Here is a 20666-nt window from a genome sequence, read left to right as displayed (position 1 = left end):
GCTCCTGGTAAGGCCGGCTCGCGGTAAAGCCCGCTTCTTTAAAGCCGGCTATCTGGCCATGGGCGCCACCAAAGCCCAGGGCCGCAAGGCCTCGACCTGCGCCGCCAGTTCCAGCAGCAGCGCTTCACTGCCCAAGGGCCCCATGACCTGGATGCCGATCGGCAGCCCATCGGACGACATGCCGAAGGGGATGGAGATGGCCGGCATGCCGGTCAGGTTGGCCAAGGGGGCAAAGGGCGAATAGCCGATCACGCCTTTCTTGCCCAGACGGTAGGCCAGGTAATCGGCGTTGTCCATGGCGTAACGCCCCAGCGGCGCGGGCGGTTGCGCCAGCACGGGGCTAAGGAAAAGATCATGGCCGTGGGCGCCATCGCGGTGCAGGAAGCGGCCGATGCGCCGGGTGATTTCGTGGCAGGTGTCCACGCAGGCCACATATTGCGCACCGGATATTGCCCGTGCGTATTCGCGCGCGCCCAGCGTGGTGGGCTGCAACTCGTCAGCAGCCAGGCGGCGGCCACGCGCGGCGACGAAGCTGTCGATGGCATTGGCGGCGGCGCTGGCGATCAGCGGCAGCATGGGCGACAGTACTTCCTCGGACCCCACGGGCGGCAGGGCCGGCACCATTTCATGGCCGAGCGATGCGAAAAGGCGCGCCGCCTCATCCACGGTGGCGGCCACTTCGGGGTGAATCGCCCCGCCTTCATAGGTGGTGTTGATGAAGGCGATGCGGCGTCGCGGCGCGCCATGCGGGTCGGCCGCTACGCGCGCCACCACTTCCCGGTACGACTCGGGTTGAGCCGGCGCCGCGTAGGGCGCGCCCACATCCGCCCCCGCGCTGATGTCCAGCGACGCGGCGCAGTCGCGCACCGACAGCGTCATCATGTGTTCGGTGGCCAGGCCGCCCCACCCTTCGCCCTTCAACGGCCCCAGCGGCATCAGCCCGCGTGACGGCTTCAGCCCCAGCACCCCGCAGCACGACGACGGGATGCGGATGGACCCGCCCCCGTCGCTGCCGTGCGCGATACGCACCATGCCGCTGGCCAGGGCCGCGCCCGCGCCACCGCTGGACCCGCCCGCGCTGTGGCCGGCCTTCCAGGGGTTTTGGGTAGGCGGCCCGTAGGCGGGCGATTCGGTGGTGGGGCTCAGGCCGAGTTCGGCGCTGGTGGTGCGGCCGAAGGGAATCAGTCCGGCGCGGCGGTAGCGTTTGACGATTTCGGCATCCACATCCCATTCAACATGCCCGTACAACACCGAGCCCATGGCGCTGGGCAGGCCCAAGGCCGCCGTACCCAGGTCTTTCAGCAAGGTGGGCACGCCCAGGAAGGGCCGGGTGTCCAGTTGCGCCAGCCGTTGTTCGGGCGACAGCGCCGCCAGTTCCTCGTCCAGCGCCTGAGCCAGCCGCAGCCCGGCGTCGGCCTGTATGCCGCAAGCCGCGTTGATGGCGGGATTGCGCGCCGCCACCCGGTCCACCGCCTGCTGCATCGCGGCAAGCGCGGTGGTGACGCCCTGGGCGATATCGGCGCCCAGCGCCGTCGCGTCGAGGGGTGAGGAATCATGGCGGTCAGCGGTGCTCATGCTTACGATGCTCCAGGGTTCGACGGCGAAATGCCGCACATGCCAGGATATCGACAGTCCGCGCGGGCAACAAGCCGGCACGTCGCGCCCGCCGCGCCCCGTGCCGGCCCGGCGGCGATCAGGCCTGGCCGGACTAGGCCGAGCGGGCCGCGTCAGGCCGAGTCGCGTCAGGCCGAGCCGCGTCAGGCCGAGCCGCGTCAGGCCGAGCCGGCAGACGCCGTGTTGGGCGGCGTAGCCAGGGGTTGCGTGGCGGCGGCGTCATCGTCAGCGCCGTTGGCCTCATCCACATCGCCGGCTGCGTCGGCATCGCCCAATAGCCTTAAGGCTTCCGCGTCGGGCAGGGCTTCCACATTCTTCAGGTTTTTCAGCATGGCGCGGGTGCGGACCTCGGTCTGACCGATCTTGTTACTGGCCGTGTCCAGCGACTTCTTGACGCTGGCCAGCGCATCGCCGAACTTGCCGAATTCGGTTTTGACGGCCCGCAGCACCTGCCACACTTCCGACGAACGCTGCTCGATCGCCAAGGTGCGAAAGCCCATCTGCAAGCTGTTCAGCAAGGCCGCCAGATTGCTGGGGCCGGCCACGTTGATGCGCAAATCGTGCAGCTTGTCCAGCAAACCCGGACGCCGCAGCACCTCGGCGTACAGGCTTTCGGTGGGCAGGAACATGATGGCGAAGTCGGTCGTGTGCGGTGGCGACACATATTTGCTGGCGATCAGCCGCGCCTGCACCTCAACCGCGCGGCCCAGCGCGGCGCCGGCGGTTTTCACGCCGTCCACGTCGGCGGCGTCCTGGGCGTCCATCAGCCGTTCGTATTCTTCCTTGGGAAATTTGGCGTCAATCGGCAGCCAGACCGGCGCGCCGCCGTCTGCCCGCCCCGGCAGCCGGATGGCGAACTCGACCACCGCATCGCTGCCCGGCACGGGCTTGATGTTGCTGGCGTACTGGTCGGGCGTCATGTTGTCTTCAATCAAGCGGGCCAACTGCACCTCGCCCCAGGTGCCGCGCGACTTCACGTTGGTCAACACGCGCTTCAGGTCGCCCACGCCCGCCGCCAGCGCCTGCATCTCGCCCAGGCCCTTGTGCACGGCCTCCAGGCGGTCCGACACCAGCTTGAACGATTCGCCCAGGCGCTGTTCCAGCGTGGCATGAAGTTTTTCATCCACGGTGCGGCGCATGTCATCCAGCTTGGCGCTGTTATCCGCCTGCAATGCTTGCAGGCGCTGGTCCACGGTGGTGCGCACTTCCATCAGGCGACGCTCGTTGATCTGGATCAGGCCCTGCAATTGCTCGCCAAAGCCGGCCGCGAAGCGGGCCAGCGACTCGGCCGATTCGGCGCGCGCGGCCTGGGCGTCGCGCGCCAGGCCGGTACGCAAGTCGCCATGCGACTGCGCGAGTTCGACCCGCAGCGCGCGCGTGGACTCCGAAAATTCGCTGCGCAGGCCGCGTTGCCCTTCAGCGATATCGGCGCGCAATGCACGCTCGGTGCGTTCCAGGCCTTCCAGCAGCGCGTCCAACCGTGCATCCAGCCCCGCATCCTTGGCGGGACGCAAACAGGCCAGTACGGCCGCCAAACACGCCAGAACCGCGCCGCCCGCGGCAACCCAAAGCAGAATGTCGTTCAAAGGTGGCATCTCCAAAGCCGGAATTGTAGGGCGCATCAGTGCCACGTTGTAAGCAAACGACATCCCTTGATGCATGCGGAGCCGTCGCGCCCGCGCAACGGGATTAAACTGCCCGAACTTTGAACACAACGTTCGACCCAACTTGAATTCCGCTGATCTTTCGTCCTATCGATCCAGCCTGTCTTTCCAATCAGTGTTCGGTCCGCTGGACCTGGACGGCGCATCCCCGCTTGCGACCGGCGGCGACCGCCACATCTTCCAGCATCCGCACGTGCCCGCCTTGCTCGTCAAGGTCATGGACATGCAGGCGCGCGCCATCTACCTGGAGGCGCGGCCGTTCAAGCGTTGGTACAAGCAGTACCAGCGTGAAAGCGCCTACCGCGTCTATCTGAACGAGATATCGGAATACGTCACCACCACTACCCGCCCCTCTGGCGTGTGGCAGGTGCCCATGGCGCGCATCCTGGGCGTGGCGCAGACCTCGCTGGGCCTGGGGCTGGTGGTGGAAAAGATCACCGACGCCGACGGCAACATCGCGCCCACCGTGGCCGACCTGGCCGCGCAGGGCAAGGTGGACGCGCAGTTCTTCGAGCAGTTGGACGAATTCTTCAAGGACCTGGCCGACGCGCATGTCGTACTGCACGACATCTCCGCCAGCAATATCGCCTGCGGCCTGAACGCAGACGGCAAGCCGGGCATGTACCTGATCGACGGGTTCGGGGTCTTGCCGCTGATTCCGCTCTACGCCTGGAGCAAGCGCCTGAACCGCAAGCGCATTGCGCGTAAATACCAGGAAATGCGCCAGTCCCTGCAAGCACGCATCGACGCCGCCAAGGCAACCTAGCGCGTTGGAAGTTCGGGCGCCTCGGGCAGCACGACACCCTGGCGGTCCACCCACACGTAGTCATGACCAGCACGTTGCCCGCGCCGCAAGGGGTTGCGTGTGCAGAAGGCAGCGTAGGCCGGATCCACGAAACGGTAATGCAGATGCTCGTCGCGCCCGGGCGGTATACCCAGGCGCGTGGTGCAGACCAAGGCTTGCGGCGAGCCGCCCACTTCCTCCACATACAGCGCGCCGGGATCAAAGCGGCGCGCGTCCCACTGTGGCACCTTCAGCCCCAGCGCACGGCACAGCAGCGTCTGCCCCGCGCACAGGCGTGACGGCGGGCGCGGCAGGCCGCGCGCATCCGGGTTCAACTGCTGCATGCGGGCCAGCGCATCGGGGCCGGACAGCGCGTCAGTCCATGGATACCCGGACTTGATCAGCACGGCGTTACCCGGCCCGGCGGCGCTGAAATTCAGCGAATCGCCGCCGCGCGCGTAATACATGTAGATGACGCCGCCGTCCATGAACAGCGCGCGGCGCTTGTGGGTGTAGCCCAGCGAGGCGTGGCTGCCCTTTTCTTCCAGATAGTAGGCTTCGGTTTCGATGATGCGCACCGACAGCCACAGCCCGTCCACGCAATGGCGGATGACCTTGCCCAACAAGTCGCGCGCCAGGGTGCAGGCATCGCGGTCAAAAAAGGCATCGGGCAGCGCCTGGCCGACGCCGCGCGATGCCTGGATGGGGGACGCCATCGCCGCCAGGTGGCGTCAGGCGAAGCGCTCGCCGTAGCGCTTTTCGCTGAAGCCCACGGTGACTTCGCCATCCGGCGTCACGGTGACCGGGCGGCGCACCAGGGCCGGGTATTCGGCAATCAGGTCGCTCCATTGCTTGTCGGTCGCGGCCGACTTGCGGTCTTCCGGCAGGTTGCGCCAGGTCATCGACGAACGGTTCACCAGCTTTTCCCAACCGCCGACCTTGTCGGACCACGATTTCAGCGTGGCCGCCTCAACCGGGTGATCGCGGTAATCCACGAACACATGGTCGACGCCGTGTTCGGACAGCCAGTCGCGCGCCTTGACGCAGGTGCTGCACTTGGTCAGGCCATACAGGGTGGTTTGCTTCATTTGGATTCAGATTCCTTGCGCCATTGCAGGCGGTTGGCCAGGATCACGCACGTGCCCACGGCCAGGATGAACAAGGTGGCCAGCGCGTTGATCTCGGGTTTCAGCCCCAGGCGCACCCGCGAAAACACTTCCATCGGCAGCGTGCTTGAGCTGGGGCCGGACAGGAACGACGCCAGCACGACGTCGTCCAGCGACAGCGTGAACGACAGCAGCCAGGCCGAGGCCAGCGCCGGCGCGATCAGCGGCAGCGTGATCTTGAAGAACACGGTGATGGGGGTGGCGCCCAAGTCCAGCGCGGCCTCTTCCAGCGAGCGGTCCAGGTCGCGGATGCGGGTCTGGATGACGACGGCCACGAACGCCATGCACAGCGTCACGTGCCCCACCCAGATGGTGAACACGCCGTTTTCAGCCGGCCAGCCCAGGCTGCCGCGCAGTTCCACGAACATCAGCAGCAAGGAAATGCCCAACACCACTTCCGGTATGACCAGCGGCGCGCTCAGCATGCCCACGTACAGCGAAAAGCCGCGAAAGCGTCCCATGCGGCCCAGCACGTAGCCAGCCCATGTGCCGATGATGACGGCCGCCGTGGCCGTCAGCGCCGCGATGCGAAACGACAGCCACGCGGCCCGCAACAGCGCGTCGTCATTGACCAGCGCGTGATACCAGCGAAACGAGAAGCCCGTCCACGACGTGACGGTGGGCGACGCGTTGAACGAAAACACCATCAGGCTGATGATGGGTACGTACAGGAAGAAATAGCCCAGCCCCAGCACCACGGCGCGCAATGTCTTGTTGGGACCTTTCATTTGCGGCCTCCGCCGGCTTGTTCCTGCTGCTTGACCTGGTTGTACTGGAAGTAAACCAGGGGCACGAGCAACAACAGCACCATCACGCACGTCACCGCGGACGCCATGGGCCAGTCGGCGTTATTGAAGAACTCGTTCCACATGACGCGACCCATCATCAGCGTGTTGGCGCCGCCCAGCATTTCGGGGATGACGTATTCGCCCACGGCCGGAATGAACACCAGCATGGCGCCCGCGATCACGCCCTGGCGCGACAGCGGCACGGTGATCTGCCAGAACGCCTGCCAGGGCTTGGCGCCCAGGTCGTAGGCAGCTTCCAGCAGGCGCAGGTCCATCTTCACCAGCGTGGCATACAGCGGCAGGATGAAGAACGGCAGGTACGCATAGACCATGCCGATGTAGACGGCCACGTCGGTGCGATAGATTTCCAGCGGGCTGGAAATGATGCCCAGGCTTTGCAGCAAATTGTTCAACAGGCCGTCGTTGCGCAGGATGCCCACCCAGGCATACACGCGTAGCAACAGCGACGTCCAGAACGGCAAAATCACGCCCAGCAGCAGCAGGTTGCGCACCCGCGGCGAAGAGCGCGCGATGTAGTACGCGATGGGATAACCGATCAACACGCAGATCAGCGTGGTGATGCCGGCAATCTTCACTGAACTGAGGTAGGTCTTGAAGTACAGGCTGTCGGTGAACAGCAGGATGTAGCCGCGCAGATGCAGGCTGAACTGCACAGCTTCGTCCTGGAATTGCGCCAGCGGCGTATACGGCGGAATGCCGAACTCCACTTCGGCAAAGCTGATCTTCAATACCAGCAGGAAGGGCAGCAGCAGGAACAGCACCAGCCAGGCAAACGGCGGCACCACCGCCAGCGCCCGGCCGGAAGGCAACCAGTCGCGGGGCGAAAAGCGGATCATGACGCCAGCACCGTCGCGCTATCGGCGTCCCAGCTGACGAAGATTTCTTCGTCGATGCCCGGCGCATCCATCTGGGCCAGCAAGAGGCTGGGCACGCTGGCCTCGACCGCCTTGCCGGAATCCAGGCGGATCTGATACAGCGCGTAGCTGCCCATCCAGGCCATGTGGCTGACCATGCCGTGGGCCCAGTTGTATTCGCCTTCGGGTTGGTCGCGCGAGACCACCAAGCGCTCGGGCCGGATCGATACGTGCACTTCCATGCCCAAGGGTTCGCTCACGCCATGGTTCACGAAGAGCGGCCGCGTCAGCTCGGCGCATTCGATGGCGACGTGATCGGGCTCGTCCACCACGATGGTGCCGGTGAACATATTGGTCGACCCGATGAAGCTGGCCACGAAGCGCGAATTCGGAAAGGCATAGACGTCTTGCGGCGTGCCGCACTGGACGATCTGGCCTTCGGTCATGACGGCCAGGCGGTGCGCCATGGTCATGGCCTCTTCCTGATCGTGCGTCACCATGATGCAGGTCACGCCGACCTGTTCAAGAATCTTCACCAGTTCAATCTGCGTCTTCTGGCGAATCTGCTTGTCCAGCGCGGACATGGGTTCGTCCAGCAACAGCAGTTTGGGCCGCTTGACCAGGCTGCGCGCCAGCGCCACGCGCTGTTGCTGGCCGCCCGACAGTTGGTTGGGCTTGCGGCGCGAATAGCCGGCCATCTGGACCAAGTCCAGCGCTTCGAACACGCGGTCGTGGATTTCGGCGCGGTCCACGCCTTCCTGCTTCAGGCCGAACGCCACATTGGCCTCAACCGTCATGTGCGGGAACAAAGCGTAGGACTGGAACATCATGTTCACGGGCCGACGGTACGGCGGCACGGCGGTGATGTCCTCACCGTCCAGCAGGATCTGCCCGGACGTCGCGTCCTCGAAACCCGCCAGCATGCGCAGCAAGGTGGATTTGCCGCTGCCGGAGCTTCCCAGCAGCGCAAAGATCTCGTTGCGCTTGACGGACAGGTTGACGGAACGCACGGCGACCACATCGCCAAAGATCTTGACCACATCGGACACCCGGACGAATTCGTCCGGGTCGGCCGTATGCGGCGCCGAGTAACGGCTATCGCTCATGATGACTTATCTTCCAGACTTCAGCTCGGACCACATCCGGTTTTGCAGGCGTTGAATGTTCAAGGGCAGCGCCTTGATCACATACAAGGTCTTGGAGACCTCGGCCGGCGGATAGATCATGGGGTTCTCGGCCACGTCCTTCACCACGTATTTCCGCGCCTCTTTGTTGGCGTTGGGATAGAACATGGTGTTGGTGATGGCGGCGTGCACCTGCGGCGTTTCAATGTAGTTGATGAACGCCAGGGCTTCTTCGGGATGCGGCGCATCCTTCGGAATGACCATCAGGTCGAACCATGCGGGCGCGCCGCCCTTCGGAATGAAGTAGTTCACTTCATACGACTTCTTGGCTTCTTGCGCGCGCTTGCGGGCAATCATCACGTCGCCCGAAAAACCGTAGACCATGCACAGGTCGCCCACGGCGAGCTCATCGATATAGCCCGACGAACTGAACTGGCGGATGTACGGGCGGATCTGCTTCAAGACATCCAGCGCGGCCTTGTAGTCGTCGGCGTTGGTGCTGTTGGGATCCTTGCCCAGGTACTTCAGCACGGCCGGGAACACCTGCGCGGCTTCGTCCAGCATCGAAATGCCGCACTCTTTCAGCTTGGCCGCATTCTCGGGTTTGAAGATCATGTCCCAGTTGGACAGATCTACGTTGTCACCCATGATCTGCTTGACCTTGGTGACGTTGTAACCCAGGCCATTGGTGCCGTAGCCCCAGGGAATGGCGTGCTCGTTACCCGGGTCCACCGAGGCAACCAGCGCCATCAGTTCCGGGTCCAGGTACTTCCAGTTGGGAATCTTGGACTTGTCCAGCTTCTGGAACAGCCCGGCCTGGATCTGGCGCGAGGCGTAATGGGTGGACGGCACCACGACGTCGTATCCCGACTTGCCGGCCAGCAGCTTGGCTTGCAGCGTGTCGTTGCTGTCGTAGACGTCATAGCGAACCTTGATACCGGTTTCTTTTTCGAAACCCGGAATCGTGTCCGGCGCCGTGTACTCGGCCCAGTTGTAGACGTTGACGACCTTGTCCTGCGCGACTGCCGACGATGCCGATGCCGCGACCAACACCGCGCCAAGCGCCCAGCGCATTCCCGCCCTTAGTTCCATTACAAGCCCCCTTGCCGTATGTCGTGTATGTCAGGACCACCAAAAGGCGAAATGATAAAGCCTTTTAGCGATGGTCTGCCCAACTTTGCCGGTGAGTTACCGCAATTGAAGGCATCGCCACGGCGACGCCCCCCGCGACGTCTCAAGGCTGGACGCCCACGCCCCAGGCGGTCCAGTAGCTGTCGCGCAGCTTCATCCAGAAGCGCTCGCCGTCGTCACCCGCCACCTTGACGAGCGAACGGCGCAGCCGGTCCAGGTTGCCCTGGCGCTGGCGTTCGGACAGCGCACCGAGTGTGCCGCGATCAAAATCGATCAGCCAGACCCGGCCGTCGCCGCCGATCAGGATATTGAAGGCGTTCAAATCGGCATGCCACACGCCCGCGCGGTGCATGCGGACGATGGCCTGCGCCACCGCGCCCCATAGCGGCTCGGCCAGCGCGTGGGCCAGGGGCTTCACACCGGGAATTCGTTCCACCACGATGGCCGCGCGGTAGATCGGGCCCTGGCGCCAGTAGGCGGCGGCCAAGGGCGCCGGCACGTCCAGCCCCTGGGCGCGCATGTCGGCCAGCAAGCGGAATTCGCGGAAGCTGCGCGTGCGGTCCTCGCCGTTCCAGAGATAGGCGTCGTGGCTGATGCGGGCGATCATTCCGCCGCGCCGATAGCGCCGCAACACGCCCTGCCAACCCGCGCCCTGCACGAACCAGGCCGCTTGGCGGCCCCCGGCGTCCACTGGCCGGGCACGGTCGCCGTAATGGGACGGGTTGAAAATGTCGGGGCCAGCGTCCGTCAGGCGCGACGCGTCGCTCAGCATGGCGCCGGCAAGCGGTCCCGCCCAGGACTGGCGCAGCGCGCCGGAACGGGCGTCCTCAGCCTTCACGATTGCGCATCCAATCGGCCACGCCGTAGAACGATTCCAGCAGCCGCTCCGCGAGCGCAGGGGCTACGCCCTGGTCTTCCATGGCGCGTCCGATGCAGATCACCCACTGGTCGCGCTCGACCTGGCCAATGGAAAACGGCAGGTGCCGCGCGCGCAGCCGGGGGTGGCCGAAGCGTTCGATGTAGTGATCCGGCCCGCCAAAATAGCCGCACAGGAACCAGAACAGCTTGTTGCGCGCCTCGTCCAGGCTGGGGCCGTGGGCGGCACGCAGTTCTTTCAGGTCGGGCTCCATGTCCATCAGGTCATAGAAGCGGTCGACCAGCGCGCGCACGCCGGGCTCGCCGCCAAGAAGGTCAAAAATGCTGCTGGAATTTTCCACGGGTTCGCTAATGGTATGGACGCGGGTCGTCATCAGGTTTCTCGAAGGGTGACCAGGGGCGGCGTGCGCAACACGCCGCGCAGGGCCAGGGCGCCGCCGGCCCAGGCGCCCAGCATGCCCGCGCCGATGCCGGTCAGCCAGGGCCACAGGCTCAGGGTAATGGTGAAGTCAAACACCTGGGTTGACAGCACCCAGGCAATGGCGGTGGCGCCGGCTGCCGCCAACAGGCCGGCCAGGCCGCCCACCGCCCACAGTTCAATGCGCTGCGAACGCGCCAATTGCGTGCGCGTGGCGCCCAGCGCCCGCAGCACCGCCGCTTCGCGCATGCGTTCGTCGCGCGTAGCCGTCAGCGCCGCCGACAGCACCAGGACGCCGGCGGCCAGCGTGAACAGGAACAGCAACTGGACCGCCTTGCCCACTTCGTTCAGCACCGACTGCAATTGCTGCAGGATGGCGCTGACGTCGAACACGGTCAGGTTCGGAAATTCGCGCACCAGCGCGGGCAGCACCGCCGCTTTTTCGGGCGGCAAGTAGAAGGAAGTGATCCAGCTTTGGGGCATGTCGGCCAGCGCGGCGGGGCTCAGGATGGCAAAAAAGTTGACGCGCATCGTATCCCAATCCACCCGCCGGGTGCTGGTGACGGTGGCTTCCACCTGCTGGCCCGCCACGTCGAAGGTCATCTTGTCGCCCAGGTTCAGGCCCAGCGACTTGGCTAGACCCGACTCCAGCGATACCTCGGGGGCAGCTGCGTCGGGGGACAGCCACCGGCCCTGCTCGATCTTGTTGGACGAGGGCATCTCGTTGTCATAGGACAGGTTGAACTCGCGGTCCACCAGGCGCTTGGCGCGCGGCTCTTCGTAGTCGTCCGGGCCCACCGGCTTGCCGTTGATGGCGATCAAGCGCCCCCGCACCATGGGCGACAGCGTGATGCCGCCCAAGCCCTCGCGGGCCAGCGCGTCGCTGACGGGTTGGCGCTGGTCGGGCTGCACATTGATCAGGAATCGATTGGGCGCGTCCGCCGGCATGGTGCGCTGCCAGCCCTGGATCAGGTCGGTGCGCGTCATGGTCAGGAGCAGCAGCGCCATCAGCCCGACGGCCAGCGCGCAGACCTGGGTGATGGTGGCGGCGCGGCGGCGCACCACGCCTGCCAGCGCAAAACGCAGCGCGGGCAGCCCCGCGGCCAGCCCGCGCACACGCGCCAGGCCCAGGATGCACAACCACGCCACCAGCGCGAACACGACAAAGGCGCCCAGAAAGCCCCCCGCCACGACCGCGCCCAGCTTGGCGTCGCCCGCGAACCACCAGATCAGCAGCGCAAAGCCCGTAGCGCCCACCACGTAGCCGAACGCGCTGCGGGCGCTAAGCGTGTCGGCATCACGCCGCAACACCCGCGCGGGCGGCACATGGCGCAGTTGCGCCAGCGCGGGCAAGGCAAAGCCCAGCAGCAGCAACAAACCGGTCAACAAGCCTTGCAAGGCGGGGATGGCGGACGGCGCGGGCAGGCTGGTGTCTATCAAGGAACCCAGCAGCATCACCAGCACCTGGTGCACGGCAAAACCCAGCAGGCAGCCCGCGGCCGACGAGAACAGGCCCACCAAGGCGAACTCCAGCGTCAGCATGCGCGAAATCTGGGATTGCACCGCCCCCAAACAACGCATGACGGCGATGCCGTCGCGATGCCGGGTCATGTAGCGGCCCGCCGCCAACGCCACCGCCACGGCGGATATCAGCACCGCCAGCAAGGCGACCAGCGACAGGAAGCGCTGCGCGCGGTCCAGCGTGCGGCGCACTTCTGGCCGGCCCGATTCCAGGGTGGCCACTTTTTGCCCGCGCTTCAGGTTCTGATTCAGCCAGGTCGCGTAGCCCGCCACGGCGTCCGGCTGGCCGGCCACCAGCATGGCGTAGCCGATGCGGCTGCCGGGCGCGATCAGGCCGGTGGCCGGCAGGTCGCTGGCGCGCAGCAGCACGCGCGGCGCCACATTGACGAATTGCATGCCGCGATCCGGCTCATAGGTGATGACGCGGTCCACGCGCAGGTGGGCGTCGCCCACGTTCAAGGTATCGCCCACTTTCCGGTTCAGCAGCGACAGCAGTTGGGCATCCACCCACACCGCGCCCTCGGGCGGGATGTCGCGGGTGACGGCGTCGGGGGCGAACGGGGCCTCGGCCACACGCAGGGCGCCGCGCAGCGGGTAGCCGGGCTCCACCGCTTTCAACGCCGCCAGTTGCGCGCCGTCGCCCGCGCCGACCATGGACGGGAATTGCATTGTGCTGGACACGGTCAGGCCACGTTCGCGGGCCTGATCCAGGAATTGCGCGGGCACGGGTTCGTCGGCATCCAGCACGAGATCAGCGCCCAGCATCTGGCCGGCGTCGCGTTCCAGCGCCCGGCTGACGCGGTCTGCCAGAAAGCCCACGCTGGTCACCGCGGCCACCGCCACCACCAGCGCCAGCACCAACAAACGCAGCTCGCCCGCCCGGGCGTCGCGCATCATCATCCTGGCGCCCAGGCGCAGGGTGGACCAGAAACCGGGGCGCTTGGCCTGTGACATATCAGGGAAATCCATCATTCATCAATGTTAAAAACCGCCTAAACGGCGTCCGAATCCCGATATCATCCCGGGCGGGAGGCAACGCCGCCCCTAAAGATACCTAATACCGGAGAAGACAATGCGTAAATCCTGGCTTGCGGCCACGATTCTGGCCGCCTGCGCGGCCGCCACATCCCTGCCCTCGGCAGCCCAGACCACCTTGAAAATGGCCTACGCCCTGTCGACCTCGTCGCACTATGGCGCTGGTGCCGACGCCTTGGCCAAGTCCATCGAGGCCTCCTCGGGCGGGAAGTACAAAGTACAGCAATTCGCCAACAGCGCGCTGGGCGGCGAACGCGAAGTGATCGAAGGCCTGCAGATCGGCACGATCGACCTGGCCATCGTTTCGACCGGCGCCACCCTGAATTTTGTTCCCGAGACGGGGGTTTTCGATATCCCCTTCCTGCTGCGCGACCTGCCTCACGCCCGCGCCGTGCTGGACAGCAAGATCGGCCAGGACATGCTGGCCAAGTTTCCCAGCCGCGGCATCATCGCCCTGGCCTGGGGCGAGCAAGGCTTTCGCCACCTGACCAACAACGTGCGCCCGGTCAAGACCCCGGCCGACGCCAAGGGCCTGAAGATCCGCACCACGGAAAACCCCATCCACATCACGGCGTTCCGCCAGATCGGCATTCTGCCCACGCCCATGGCCTGGCCCGAAGTGGCCACCGCCTTGCAGCAAGGCACCATCGACGGCCAGGAAAACCCGCTGTCGGTGATTACGTCGGCCAAGCTGTCGCAACTGCAGAAATACCTGTCCCTGACCGGCCACGTGTACGGCCCGGCGCTGGTGCTGATGTCGGCCAACGTCTATGAAGGCCTGTCGGCCGCCGACAAGGCCAACTTCGACAAGGCCGGCAAGGAATCCGCCATGGCCATGCGCGCCTACGTGGACAACATCGAGAAGACCGGTGTCGAGCAGTTGAAGAAGGAAGGCATGCAGGTGACCGAGGTGGATCGCGCCGCGTTTGCCGCCGCCGTCGAGCCCGCCTACCCCGAGTACTACAAGAAGTTCGACAAGAAGCTGATCGACGCGATCCGCGACACCAAGTAAGCCGGCGCTGCCCTCACGGGGCATACCGCCTTGAGCGGCGGGACCCAGTTCCCGCCGCTTGCCGTTTTCCATCCTATGCGCCCATCGCTATCGGGATTCATCATGCGTTTGCTTTGCGCTTTCGACCGCGGCCTGTTCAAGCTGGTCTCGGTCCTTGCCCAACTTCTGATGGTGGCCGCCGCGGCCGCCGCCTTCTACCAGGTCATTGCCCGCTTCATCCTGCAATCGCCGGCCGACTGGAGCGAGGTGCTGACCCGCGCCCTCCTGATCTGGACCGTGCTGCTGGGCGTGGCGCTGGCCTTTCGCCATGGCGCGATGATCAGCGTGGAGTTGCTGCGCAACCTATTGGGCGGAAAGAAGCGGCGCGTGCTTGAAGCGGTGATCGGGCTGATCTGCGCCAGCTTCCTGGGATTTCTGGCCTGGATCGGCGGCAACATGACCTATCGGGTGCGCTTCCAGAACGTGCCCAGCCTGGATATCTCGATTTCGTGGATCTATCTGGCGATCCCCGTTGGCGCAACGCTTGCCGCCATCGCCGTGCTGGCCCGCTTGTGCGCGGGCGAAGAAGACGACGTGCCGGTGCGCAACGACGCACAAGGCTAAGCCGCCCCCAACGAACCTACGCAGCAGAAATCGCCATGTCCCAATTAATGATTGTCTCGATGCTGATCTTCTTCGGGCTGTCCGTACCGGTCGCCGTGTCGATCGGCCTGGCCAGCCTGGCGGGGGTTGGCAGTTCCGGCCTGCCTTGGGTGGTTGTCGCGCAGCAGTTGTACGCCGCGTTGGACAAGTACCCGCTGGTGGCCATTCCCTTCTTCATCCTGGCCGGCAACCTGATGGAGGCCGGCGGCATTTCCGAACGCATGGTGGAATTCGCCAAGAGCGTGGTGGGCGGCATCCAGGGCGGCCTGGCCTGCACCTGCGTGCTGACCTGCATGATCTTCGCGGCGGTGGCCGGCTCCAGCGTGGCCACGACGTTTGCCGTGGGCGCCATCCTGATCCCCGCGATGGTCCGCCACGGCTACCCTGCCCCGTTCGCCGCGTCGCTACAGGCCAGCGCGGCGGAATTGGGCGTGATCATTCCACCGTCGATTCCGATGATTCTGTACGCCGTGTCCACCGACACGTCGACCGGCGAGCTCTTCATTGCCGGCGTGATGCCGGGCATCCTGATCGGCCTGGCGCTGATGTTCTACGTGTGGTTCTACGCCAAGCGCAACAATCTGGGCAAGCGCGACGGCGAAGGCCGCCTGCCGCTGTGGCCGGCGCTGAAGAACGCCTGGCTGGCGCTGATGATGCCCGCCATCATCCTGGGCGGCATCTACGGCGGCGTGTTCACGCCCACCGAAGCCTCGGTGGTGGCGGTGGTGTATGCGGTGGTGGTGGGCAAGTTCATCTACCGCCGCCTGAGCTTCAAGCAACTGTCCGTGACGCTGCACAAGTCGGTGGTGTCCACCGCCGTGATCATGTTCGTGATCGCGAATGCCGGCGTGTTCAGCTTCCTGCTCAACCGCGCGGGCGTGCCCGATGCGCTGGGCACGTGGCTGTCGCATATCTTCGACACGAAGTTCACGTTCCTGATGGGCATGAACGTGGCGCTGTTCCTGATCGGGATGTTCATCGAAACGTCGGCGTCCATCGTGGTGCTGGCGCCCTTGCTGTTGCCGGTGGCCTTGACGTTCGGCGTGGAGCCGGTGCACTTCGGCATCATCATGGTGGTCAACCTGGCGTTGGGCATGATCACGCCGCCGTTCGGGGTGAACCTGTTCGCGGCATCGGCGGTGGCCAAGCTGCCGCTTGAACGCTTGATCAAACCGCTGATTCCGTTTGTGGGGGTGGTGATCGTCTGCCTGCTGGTGATCACGTATTGGCCCGGCCTGTCGTTGGGTCTGCGGGATATGGTCTACGCGAAATAGTCGGTATGGCGTATCGGGTGGCCTGGCGCCACCCGATACCCGTCCCTAGGCCGCCACCGCCCGTTCCCACCGCACCGCGTGGCAGCGCAGTTGGCGTCCCGCCACCCGGCTGACTTCGGGCACATCCACCCGGCATTCCTGCCTGGCCTCGGGACAGCGCGGGTGAAACGTACACCCCGAAGGCGGCTGGATCGGGTTGGGCACTTCGCCGCCCATGGGCTCGCGGTCACGCCGGGGGTCTTCCAGGTCGGGAATCGTGTCCAGCAGCATGCGCGTGTATGGATGCTGCGGGGATTCAAACAACTGATCCGCCGCGGCCTGTTCCACGATCCTGCCCAGATACATCACCGCCACGCTATCGGACACGTGGCGCACCACCGACAGGTTGTGGCTGATGAAGACATACGTCAGCCCGAATTCCTTTTGCAGATCGCCCATCAGGTTCAGGATCTGCGCCTGCACCGACACGTCCAACGCGGACGTCGGCTCGTCACAGACCAGGAATTCCGCCTCGGTCGCAAGCGCCCGCGCAATCGAAATGCGTTGCCGCTGCCCGCCCGAGAACTCATGCGGAAAACGGCTCGCGTCGCTGGCGGACAGGCCCACAAGTTCCAGCAGCTCGTCCACACGGCGGCGCGTATCCGCCGGCGTCTGGCGCAGGCCCAGCGTGATGATGGGCTCGGCCACGATATTGCCGACGCGCCAGCGCGGGTTCAGGCTGGCATAGGGATCCTGGAAGATCATTTGCGGATGCAGCACGCCGCCCGATCGGTTGCGGCCATATTCCAGCTTGCCGCGCGTGGGCGCGACCAGGCCCACCAACAGCTTGGCCAGTGTGGACTTACCGCAGCCGGATTCGCCCACGATGCTCAAGGTGGTGCCTCTTGGCACCGCCAGTGACACGCCGTCCACCGCCTTCAGCGTTTGCTCGGGTTGGCGCGACAGCGTGCGTTCCAGCCAGGGCGGCGACACGTCGAACCAGCAGGCCAGGTCGTCGGCCCGCAGCAGCACATCGTCGTTACGCGGCATGAGCCACTCCTTCCTGATGCAGCCAGCAAGCGCTGACCGTGGCGCCCGAGGGCGAAGCCGCCAGTGGCGGGCGAGTCTGCGTGCAACGCGGCCCCGCCTGCGCGCAGCGTGGGTGGAACGCGCAGCCTGCGGGCATGGCGTGCAGGCGCGGCATGGCGCCGTCGATCTGGTTCAAGCGCGCCGCGCGGTGGCGCAGGCCGGGAATGGCGTTCATCAAGCCCTGCGTGTACGGGTGGCCGGGGCGGCGCAACACGTCCAGCACCGGGCCGATCTCTACGATGCGGCCCGCGTACATCACCGCCACGCGATCCGCGGTTTCAGCAATCACGCCCATGTCGTGCGTGACCAGCAGCACGGCCGTGCCCTGCTCGCGGCACAGCCTGCGCAGCAGCGCGGTGATCTGCGCCTGCACCGAGACGTCCAGCGCGGTCGTGGGTTCGTCCGCGATGATCAGTGCGGGGCGTGCCGCCAAGGCCAGGGCAATCACCACCCGTTGCCGCATGCCACCCGAAAACTGATGTGGATAGTGGTCTATGCGCTTGTCGGCCGCGGGTATGCCCACGGCCTGCAAGAGTTCCAGCGCGCGGGCGCGGGCGGCCGTGGCGGAGCCCTTGTCGTGGTGGCGAATGGTTTCGACCAACTGGTCGCCCACGGTGAACAGCGGGTGCAGGCTGGTCAGCGGGTCCTGAAAAATCGCGCCGATCTCTTTGCCGCGCAAACGCTGGCGCGCCTTGGGCGGCAGGTTGTCGATGCGCTTGCCCGCCAGATGAATCTCACCCGCGCCCAAGCGCCCGGGCGGCTCCAGCAGGCCAATCACCGCCATGCCGGTCAGGGACTTGCCCGCGCCGGACTCGCCCACCATGCCCAGGATTTCGCCGGGCTGGATATCGAAACTGATGTCGCGCGTGGCTACCAACGTGCCGTGGCGCGTGGGAAATTCAACCGACAGGCCACGTACCGACAAGGTCGGAATGGCGGCGGGCGGCGGCGCGGTATTGGGTACGACTGCCATCATGACGGGCTCCTTGCGGGACGCGGATAGCTGGAAGAAAAAATCTGTTCGACCGGAGGATGCCCCCAGGTGCGGTCGGGGTAGCGCGCCACCAGGCCGTCGAATTGCGACTGCGCCTGCTCTTGCGCCAGGCGGGCGTCAAAGCCGGGGATGCGGCCATCCACCATGACGAAGCGCCCATCGATGATGACCTGCGACACGTCGCGGCCGCTGCCGCTGATCATCAGGGTCTGTATCGGGTCGATCATCTGGCCATTGCGATCGTGCGAAAAATCAAAGACGACGATGTCGGCCTTGGCGCCCACGGCCAGGCGGCCCAGGTCCGGGCGGCCCAGCGCATCGGCCCCGCCGACCGTGGCCGCGTCGTAATAGTCTTCGGCGCGCACCGCCTCGGTGGCCCCTTCCGCCACCCGGCACAGCATCATGCCCACCTGCATGTTCTGCACCATGTCGGGCGGCCAGGTGTCGGTGCCCATGCCGATGTTGACGCCCAGCTTGCGATAGCTTGCGAACGAGGCCAGCGCGGCGCCATGGCGCGCGGATACCAGCGGGCAATGCACGATGCTGGCGCCCGCGTCGCGGATGATTTCAAGGTCGCGGCCCGGGCGCGAAATATGGCGTGAGCCGGACACATACGTGCCGTGCGGCAGCAAGGCGCGTGGCGATAGAAAGTCCAGGCTTTGCAACCATTCCGGCGGGCTCATGCCGTGCTGTTCCAACACCAGGTCGTATTCCAGGCGCGACTGGCAGCAATGCAGCCGAATCGGAATTTCGCGTTCGCGCGCGGCGGCGGCCGATGCACGCAGCAGGTCCGGCGTACAAGTTTCGATGCGGTCGGGCGCCAGCATCGCGCGGATGCGGCCGTTGTAGCGGCTGTCGTAGCGGTTGTCGATGTCGTCGCAGAACGCCAGCGCTTCGGCCAGCCCCACCATGCCGCGCGCTTCGTCGTAATGGCAGCGGATATTGCCCTGGGCATCCACATAGGTATGCCCGCTGCGGTAAGCCGGCCCCAGGTAGACACGCAGGCCCAGTTCCCCCGCCGCGTTGGCGGCCGACAGGAACTCGTCGCGGGTTTCGCCCCAGACCCGATAGAACAGCGAGGCAATGGGCAAGGCCGTGGTGATGCCGTTGCGGATCAACTGCGCGAAGGCATAGCGCTTCTGGAACGCCAGCTCGGCGGCCGAGTACATCTCGTACGGCCCCTGCTTCATATAGGTCTCGGGCCAGATGCGGCCCTTTTGCCAAGCGGGGGAATTGTCGAAACCCAGGATGGTCGTGTCCAGGTCCGACAAGGCGTCCAGGTCCACGAAGCCGGGGCCAATCACCGCGCGGCCGTAGTCATGGCGGCGCGCGACGAACCCGGGATACCGGTGACCCACATACAGGATGCGATCGCCTTCAAAGACGAGCTCGCCGTTTTCGTACAGGCAGTGCCGCCCGTTTTCGTGGCCCACCACCCAGCGGGCGGTAAGCAGGATGGGGCCTTCGGCGGCGGGCATCACGGCGCGCTCACCAAGGCGCGTCCATCGCGCGCCACGACGCGGCCGCGCTTGACGACCAGCTTGCGCACCGGCCGCGCCACAATGGCCTCGGCCACGGTTTCGGCGTCCACCAGCACGAAGTCGGCGTGGCAGCCCGGAGCCAGGCCGTAGTCGGCCAGCTTCATCACGCGCGCGTTGCCGTAGGTGGCCACGTCCAGCGCCATCGCCAGTTCGTCGTCGCGGCGGAAGTTGTTGCGCAGGCCCACCAGCATGGTGCGTTCCAGCATGTCCGGCTTGCCGTAGGGCCCCCAGGTATCGCGCATGCCGTCGTTGCCGGTACAGACAGTGACGCCGGCCGCGCGCAGCCGCGCCACGTTGGGCACGGGACGCGAGGCCGAACCCGTCGTCATGATGTGTATGCCCGCGTGCAAGAGCCCATCGGTCAGCGCCTGGACGGCCTGCGTGTCGGGCATGCCCAGGCAGAACGAGTGCGACAAGGTGACCTTGCCCTGCATGCCCAGCGCCAGCACGCGGTCGATGGTCATCTGCATCGAAAACGCGCCCAGCTCGCCCGCTTCGTGCAGGTGGATGTCAATGGGCTTGCCGTGCTTGTCGGCCAGCGCAAAGATGGCGTCAAGATGGCCCTTGGGATCGCGGTCCATGCCGGCCGGGTCCAGCCCGCCCACTACCTCGGCCCCCATGCGCAGCGCTTCGTCCATCAGTTCCAGCGTGCCCGGCCGGATCAGCAGGCCGCTTTGCGGAAACGCCACCAATTCCACATCGATCTGGTCGCGATATTGCTCGCGAGCACGCATCACGCCTTCAATGGCGGCCAGGCCAATGTCGGTATCCACGTCCACATGGCTGCGGATGTGGCTGGTGCCATCGGCAATCGACATCACGATCTGCCGCGCCGATTGCCGGTACGGGTCTATGCCCAGGCGCTTTTTTTCGGCGCGTTCGTTCTCGATCTTGTCGATCAGCCTCGGGCCGACGTCGTTGCGGTACCAGGGCATGCCGTACATCGTCTTGTCCAGATGGGCATGGGCGTCGATCAGCCCCGGCAGCATCAGCGCACCGCCCCCGTCCACCACCGCCGCGCCCTCGGGCGCCGTGCCCCCCAGCGATTGGATGCGGCCGTCGCGCACCAGCACCGTGGTGAGTTCCCCGCCGGCGGGGCGGACCTGGGTGTACAGCGTTGCATTTTCCATGCTTGACCT

19 protein-coding genes are annotated in these 20666 nt (G+C 65.7%); 4 read left to right on the top strand and 15 right to left on the bottom strand.

Translation table 11 applies throughout. The features are described 5' to 3' along the window. Nucleotides 1–48: 48 nt before the first annotated feature. The gene (locus ELS24_RS09410) at nt 49–1575 is read right to left on the bottom strand and encodes an amidase (RefSeq protein ID WP_050450416.1); all 1527 of its coding nucleotides are present in this window, start codon (nt 1573–1575) and stop codon (nt 49–51) included. Nucleotides 1576–1772: 197 nt separating this feature from the next. Then, a complete protein-coding gene (gene rmuC, locus ELS24_RS09405; RefSeq protein ID WP_428839684.1) occupies nt 1773–3200 on the bottom strand; it encodes a DNA recombination protein RmuC in 1428 nt (475 codons plus the stop codon). 142 nt (nt 3201–3342) lie between these two features. Here rmuC and ELS24_RS09400 point away from each other — a divergent pair, with 142 nt between their 5' ends. Next, a complete protein-coding gene (locus ELS24_RS09400) occupies nt 3343–4044 on the top strand; it encodes a PhoP regulatory network YrbL family protein (RefSeq protein ID WP_050450408.1) in 702 nt (233 codons plus the stop codon). Here ELS24_RS09400 and ELS24_RS09395 read toward each other — a convergent pair. From ELS24_RS09395 to ELS24_RS09355, 9 genes are all read right to left on the bottom strand, one after another. After that, nucleotides 4041–4778 carry a DNA-3-methyladenine glycosylase gene (locus ELS24_RS09395; protein WP_050450407.1) on the bottom strand — a complete coding sequence of 246 codons (738 nt, stop codon included), beginning with the start codon at nt 4776–4778 and terminating at the stop codon, nt 4041–4043. The genes ELS24_RS09400 and ELS24_RS09395 overlap by 4 nt on opposite strands. 15 nt (nt 4779–4793) lie before the next feature. Further along, the gene (locus ELS24_RS09390; protein WP_050450406.1) at nt 4794–5150 is read right to left on the bottom strand and encodes a Spx/MgsR family RNA polymerase-binding regulatory protein; all 357 of its coding nucleotides are present in this window, start codon (nt 5148–5150) and stop codon (nt 4794–4796) included. Next, nucleotides 5147–5956, bottom strand: a complete 810-nt coding sequence (locus ELS24_RS09385; RefSeq protein WP_127183936.1) for an ABC transporter permease subunit — start codon at nt 5954–5956, stop codon at nt 5147–5149. The genes ELS24_RS09390 and ELS24_RS09385 overlap by 4 nt, the downstream gene beginning before the upstream one ends. Further along, the gene (locus ELS24_RS09380) at nt 5953–6873 is read right to left on the bottom strand and encodes an ABC transporter permease subunit (protein ID WP_050450404.1); all 921 of its coding nucleotides are present in this window, start codon (nt 6871–6873) and stop codon (nt 5953–5955) included. Before ELS24_RS09380 ends, ELS24_RS09385 begins: the two co-directional genes overlap by 4 nt. After that, nucleotides 6870–7997 (bottom strand): ABC transporter ATP-binding protein, encoded by a 1128-nt coding sequence (locus ELS24_RS09375; RefSeq protein ID WP_050450403.1) that lies wholly within the window; start codon nt 7995–7997, stop codon nt 6870–6872. Before ELS24_RS09375 ends, ELS24_RS09380 begins: the two co-directional genes overlap by 4 nt. Nucleotides 7998–8003: 6 nt before the next feature. After that, nucleotides 8004–9107, bottom strand: coding sequence for a polyamine ABC transporter substrate-binding protein (locus ELS24_RS09370; protein WP_050450402.1), 1104 nt, complete (start codon nt 9105–9107; stop codon nt 8004–8006). Between the two features lie 142 nt (nt 9108–9249). Further along, nucleotides 9250–9984, bottom strand: coding sequence for a 3-deoxy-D-manno-octulosonic acid kinase (locus ELS24_RS09365; RefSeq protein ID WP_127183935.1), 735 nt, complete (start codon nt 9982–9984; stop codon nt 9250–9252). After that, nucleotides 9974–10396 (bottom strand): group II truncated hemoglobin, encoded by a 423-nt coding sequence (locus tag ELS24_RS09360; protein WP_083447600.1) that lies wholly within the window; start codon nt 10394–10396, stop codon nt 9974–9976. The genes ELS24_RS09365 and ELS24_RS09360 overlap by 11 nt, the downstream gene beginning before the upstream one ends. Beyond that, nucleotides 10396–12933 carry an ABC transporter permease gene (locus ELS24_RS09355; RefSeq protein WP_127183934.1) on the bottom strand — a complete coding sequence of 846 codons (2538 nt, stop codon included), beginning with the start codon at nt 12931–12933 and terminating at the stop codon, nt 10396–10398. Before ELS24_RS09355 ends, ELS24_RS09360 begins: the two co-directional genes overlap by 1 nt. A 100-nt stretch (nt 12934–13033) precedes the next feature. Between ELS24_RS09355 and ELS24_RS09350 the strand changes: the two genes are divergently transcribed. The 3 genes from ELS24_RS09350 to ELS24_RS09340 all read left to right on the top strand — a co-directional run bounded on the left by ELS24_RS09350 (nt 13034) and on the right by ELS24_RS09340 (nt 15924). Next, nucleotides 13034–14008, top strand: coding sequence for a TRAP transporter substrate-binding protein (locus tag ELS24_RS09350; protein WP_050445912.1), 975 nt, complete (start codon nt 13034–13036; stop codon nt 14006–14008). A gap of 102 nt (nt 14009–14110) precedes the next feature. Next, nucleotides 14111–14611, top strand: a complete 501-nt coding sequence (locus tag ELS24_RS09345) for a TRAP transporter small permease (RefSeq protein ID WP_050446076.1) — start codon at nt 14111–14113, stop codon at nt 14609–14611. 35 nt (nt 14612–14646) lie between these two features. Beyond that, nucleotides 14647–15924: a TRAP transporter large permease gene (locus ELS24_RS09340; RefSeq protein ID WP_127183933.1), complete on the top strand. Its 1278-nt coding sequence runs from the start codon at nt 14647–14649 to the stop codon at nt 15922–15924. Nucleotides 15925–15969: 45 nt separating this feature from the next. On the opposite strand, the gene ELS24_RS09335 is transcribed toward ELS24_RS09340, so the two are convergent. Genes ELS24_RS09335 through ELS24_RS09320 form a run of 4 tightly spaced genes read right to left on the bottom strand, consistent with a single transcriptional unit; the run spans nt 15970 to nt 20657 of the window. Next, complete coding sequence (locus ELS24_RS09335) at nt 15970–16953, bottom strand: ABC transporter ATP-binding protein (protein WP_127183932.1); 984 nt, start codon at nt 16951–16953, stop codon at nt 15970–15972. After that, entirely contained in the window at nt 16943–17968 is a 1026-nt protein-coding gene (locus ELS24_RS09330) for an ABC transporter ATP-binding protein (protein ID WP_050445915.1), read from the bottom strand. Before ELS24_RS09330 ends, ELS24_RS09335 begins: the two co-directional genes overlap by 11 nt. After that, nucleotides 17965–19464, bottom strand: a complete 1500-nt coding sequence (locus ELS24_RS09325; RefSeq protein WP_127186286.1) for an amidohydrolase family protein — start codon at nt 19462–19464, stop codon at nt 17965–17967. The genes ELS24_RS09330 and ELS24_RS09325 overlap by 4 nt, the downstream gene beginning before the upstream one ends. Further along, nucleotides 19464–20657: an amidohydrolase family protein gene (locus ELS24_RS09320; protein ID WP_127183931.1), complete on the bottom strand. Its 1194-nt coding sequence runs from the start codon at nt 20655–20657 to the stop codon at nt 19464–19466. Before ELS24_RS09320 ends, ELS24_RS09325 begins: the two co-directional genes overlap by 1 nt. Nucleotides 20658–20666 lie beyond the last annotated feature (9 nt).

The sequence above is a fragment of the Achromobacter spanius genome (assembly GCF_003994415.1).
GTDB classification, from domain to species: domain Bacteria; phylum Pseudomonadota; class Gammaproteobacteria; order Burkholderiales; family Burkholderiaceae_B; genus Achromobacter; species Achromobacter spanius_C.
This window is presented reverse-complemented; position numbering and strand designations above follow the sequence as displayed.

Excerpts from the sequence above, each read along its gene's own strand:
- ELS24_RS09410 (WP_050450416.1), bottom strand. The coding sequence starts at position 1,575 with ATGAGCACCGCTGACCGCCATGATTCCTCACCCCTCGACGCGACGGCG.
- ELS24_RS09380 (WP_050450404.1), bottom strand. The coding sequence starts at position 6,873 with ATGATCCGCTTTTCGCCCCGCGACTGGTTGCCTTCCGGCCGGGCGCTG.
- ELS24_RS09395 (WP_050450407.1), bottom strand. The coding sequence starts at position 4,778 with ATGGCGTCCCCCATCCAGGCATCGCGCGGCGTCGGCCAGGCGCTGCCC.
- ELS24_RS09375 (WP_050450403.1), bottom strand. The coding sequence starts at position 7,997 with ATGAGCGATAGCCGTTACTCGGCGCCGCATACGGCCGACCCGGACGAA.
- ELS24_RS09355 (WP_127183934.1), bottom strand. The coding sequence starts at position 12,933 with ATGATGGATTTCCCTGATATGTCACAGGCCAAGCGCCCCGGTTTCTGG.
- ELS24_RS09390 (WP_050450406.1), bottom strand. The coding sequence starts at position 5,150 with ATGAAGCAAACCACCCTGTATGGCCTGACCAAGTGCAGCACCTGCGTC.
- ELS24_RS09335 (WP_127183932.1), bottom strand. The coding sequence starts at position 16,953 with ATGCCGCGTAACGACGATGTGCTGCTGCGGGCCGACGACCTGGCCTGC.
- ELS24_RS09320 (WP_127183931.1), bottom strand. The coding sequence starts at position 20,657 with ATGGAAAATGCAACGCTGTACACCCAGGTCCGCCCCGCCGGCGGGGAA.
- ELS24_RS09330 (WP_050445915.1), bottom strand. The coding sequence starts at position 17,968 with ATGATGGCAGTCGTACCCAATACCGCGCCGCCGCCCGCCGCCATTCCG.
- ELS24_RS09340 (WP_127183933.1), top strand. The coding sequence starts at position 14,647 with ATGTCCCAATTAATGATTGTCTCGATGCTGATCTTCTTCGGGCTGTCC.
- ELS24_RS09350 (WP_050445912.1), top strand. The coding sequence starts at position 13,034 with ATGCGTAAATCCTGGCTTGCGGCCACGATTCTGGCCGCCTGCGCGGCC.
- ELS24_RS09370 (WP_050450402.1), bottom strand. The coding sequence starts at position 9,107 with ATGGAACTAAGGGCGGGAATGCGCTGGGCGCTTGGCGCGGTGTTGGTC.
- ELS24_RS09345 (WP_050446076.1), top strand. The coding sequence starts at position 14,111 with ATGCGTTTGCTTTGCGCTTTCGACCGCGGCCTGTTCAAGCTGGTCTCG.
- ELS24_RS09325 (WP_127186286.1), bottom strand. The coding sequence starts at position 19,464 with ATGCCCGCCGCCGAAGGCCCCATCCTGCTTACCGCCCGCTGGGTGGTG.
- ELS24_RS09360 (WP_083447600.1), bottom strand. The coding sequence starts at position 10,396 with ATGACGACCCGCGTCCATACCATTAGCGAACCCGTGGAAAATTCCAGC.
- ELS24_RS09385 (WP_127183936.1), bottom strand. The coding sequence starts at position 5,956 with ATGAAAGGTCCCAACAAGACATTGCGCGCCGTGGTGCTGGGGCTGGGC.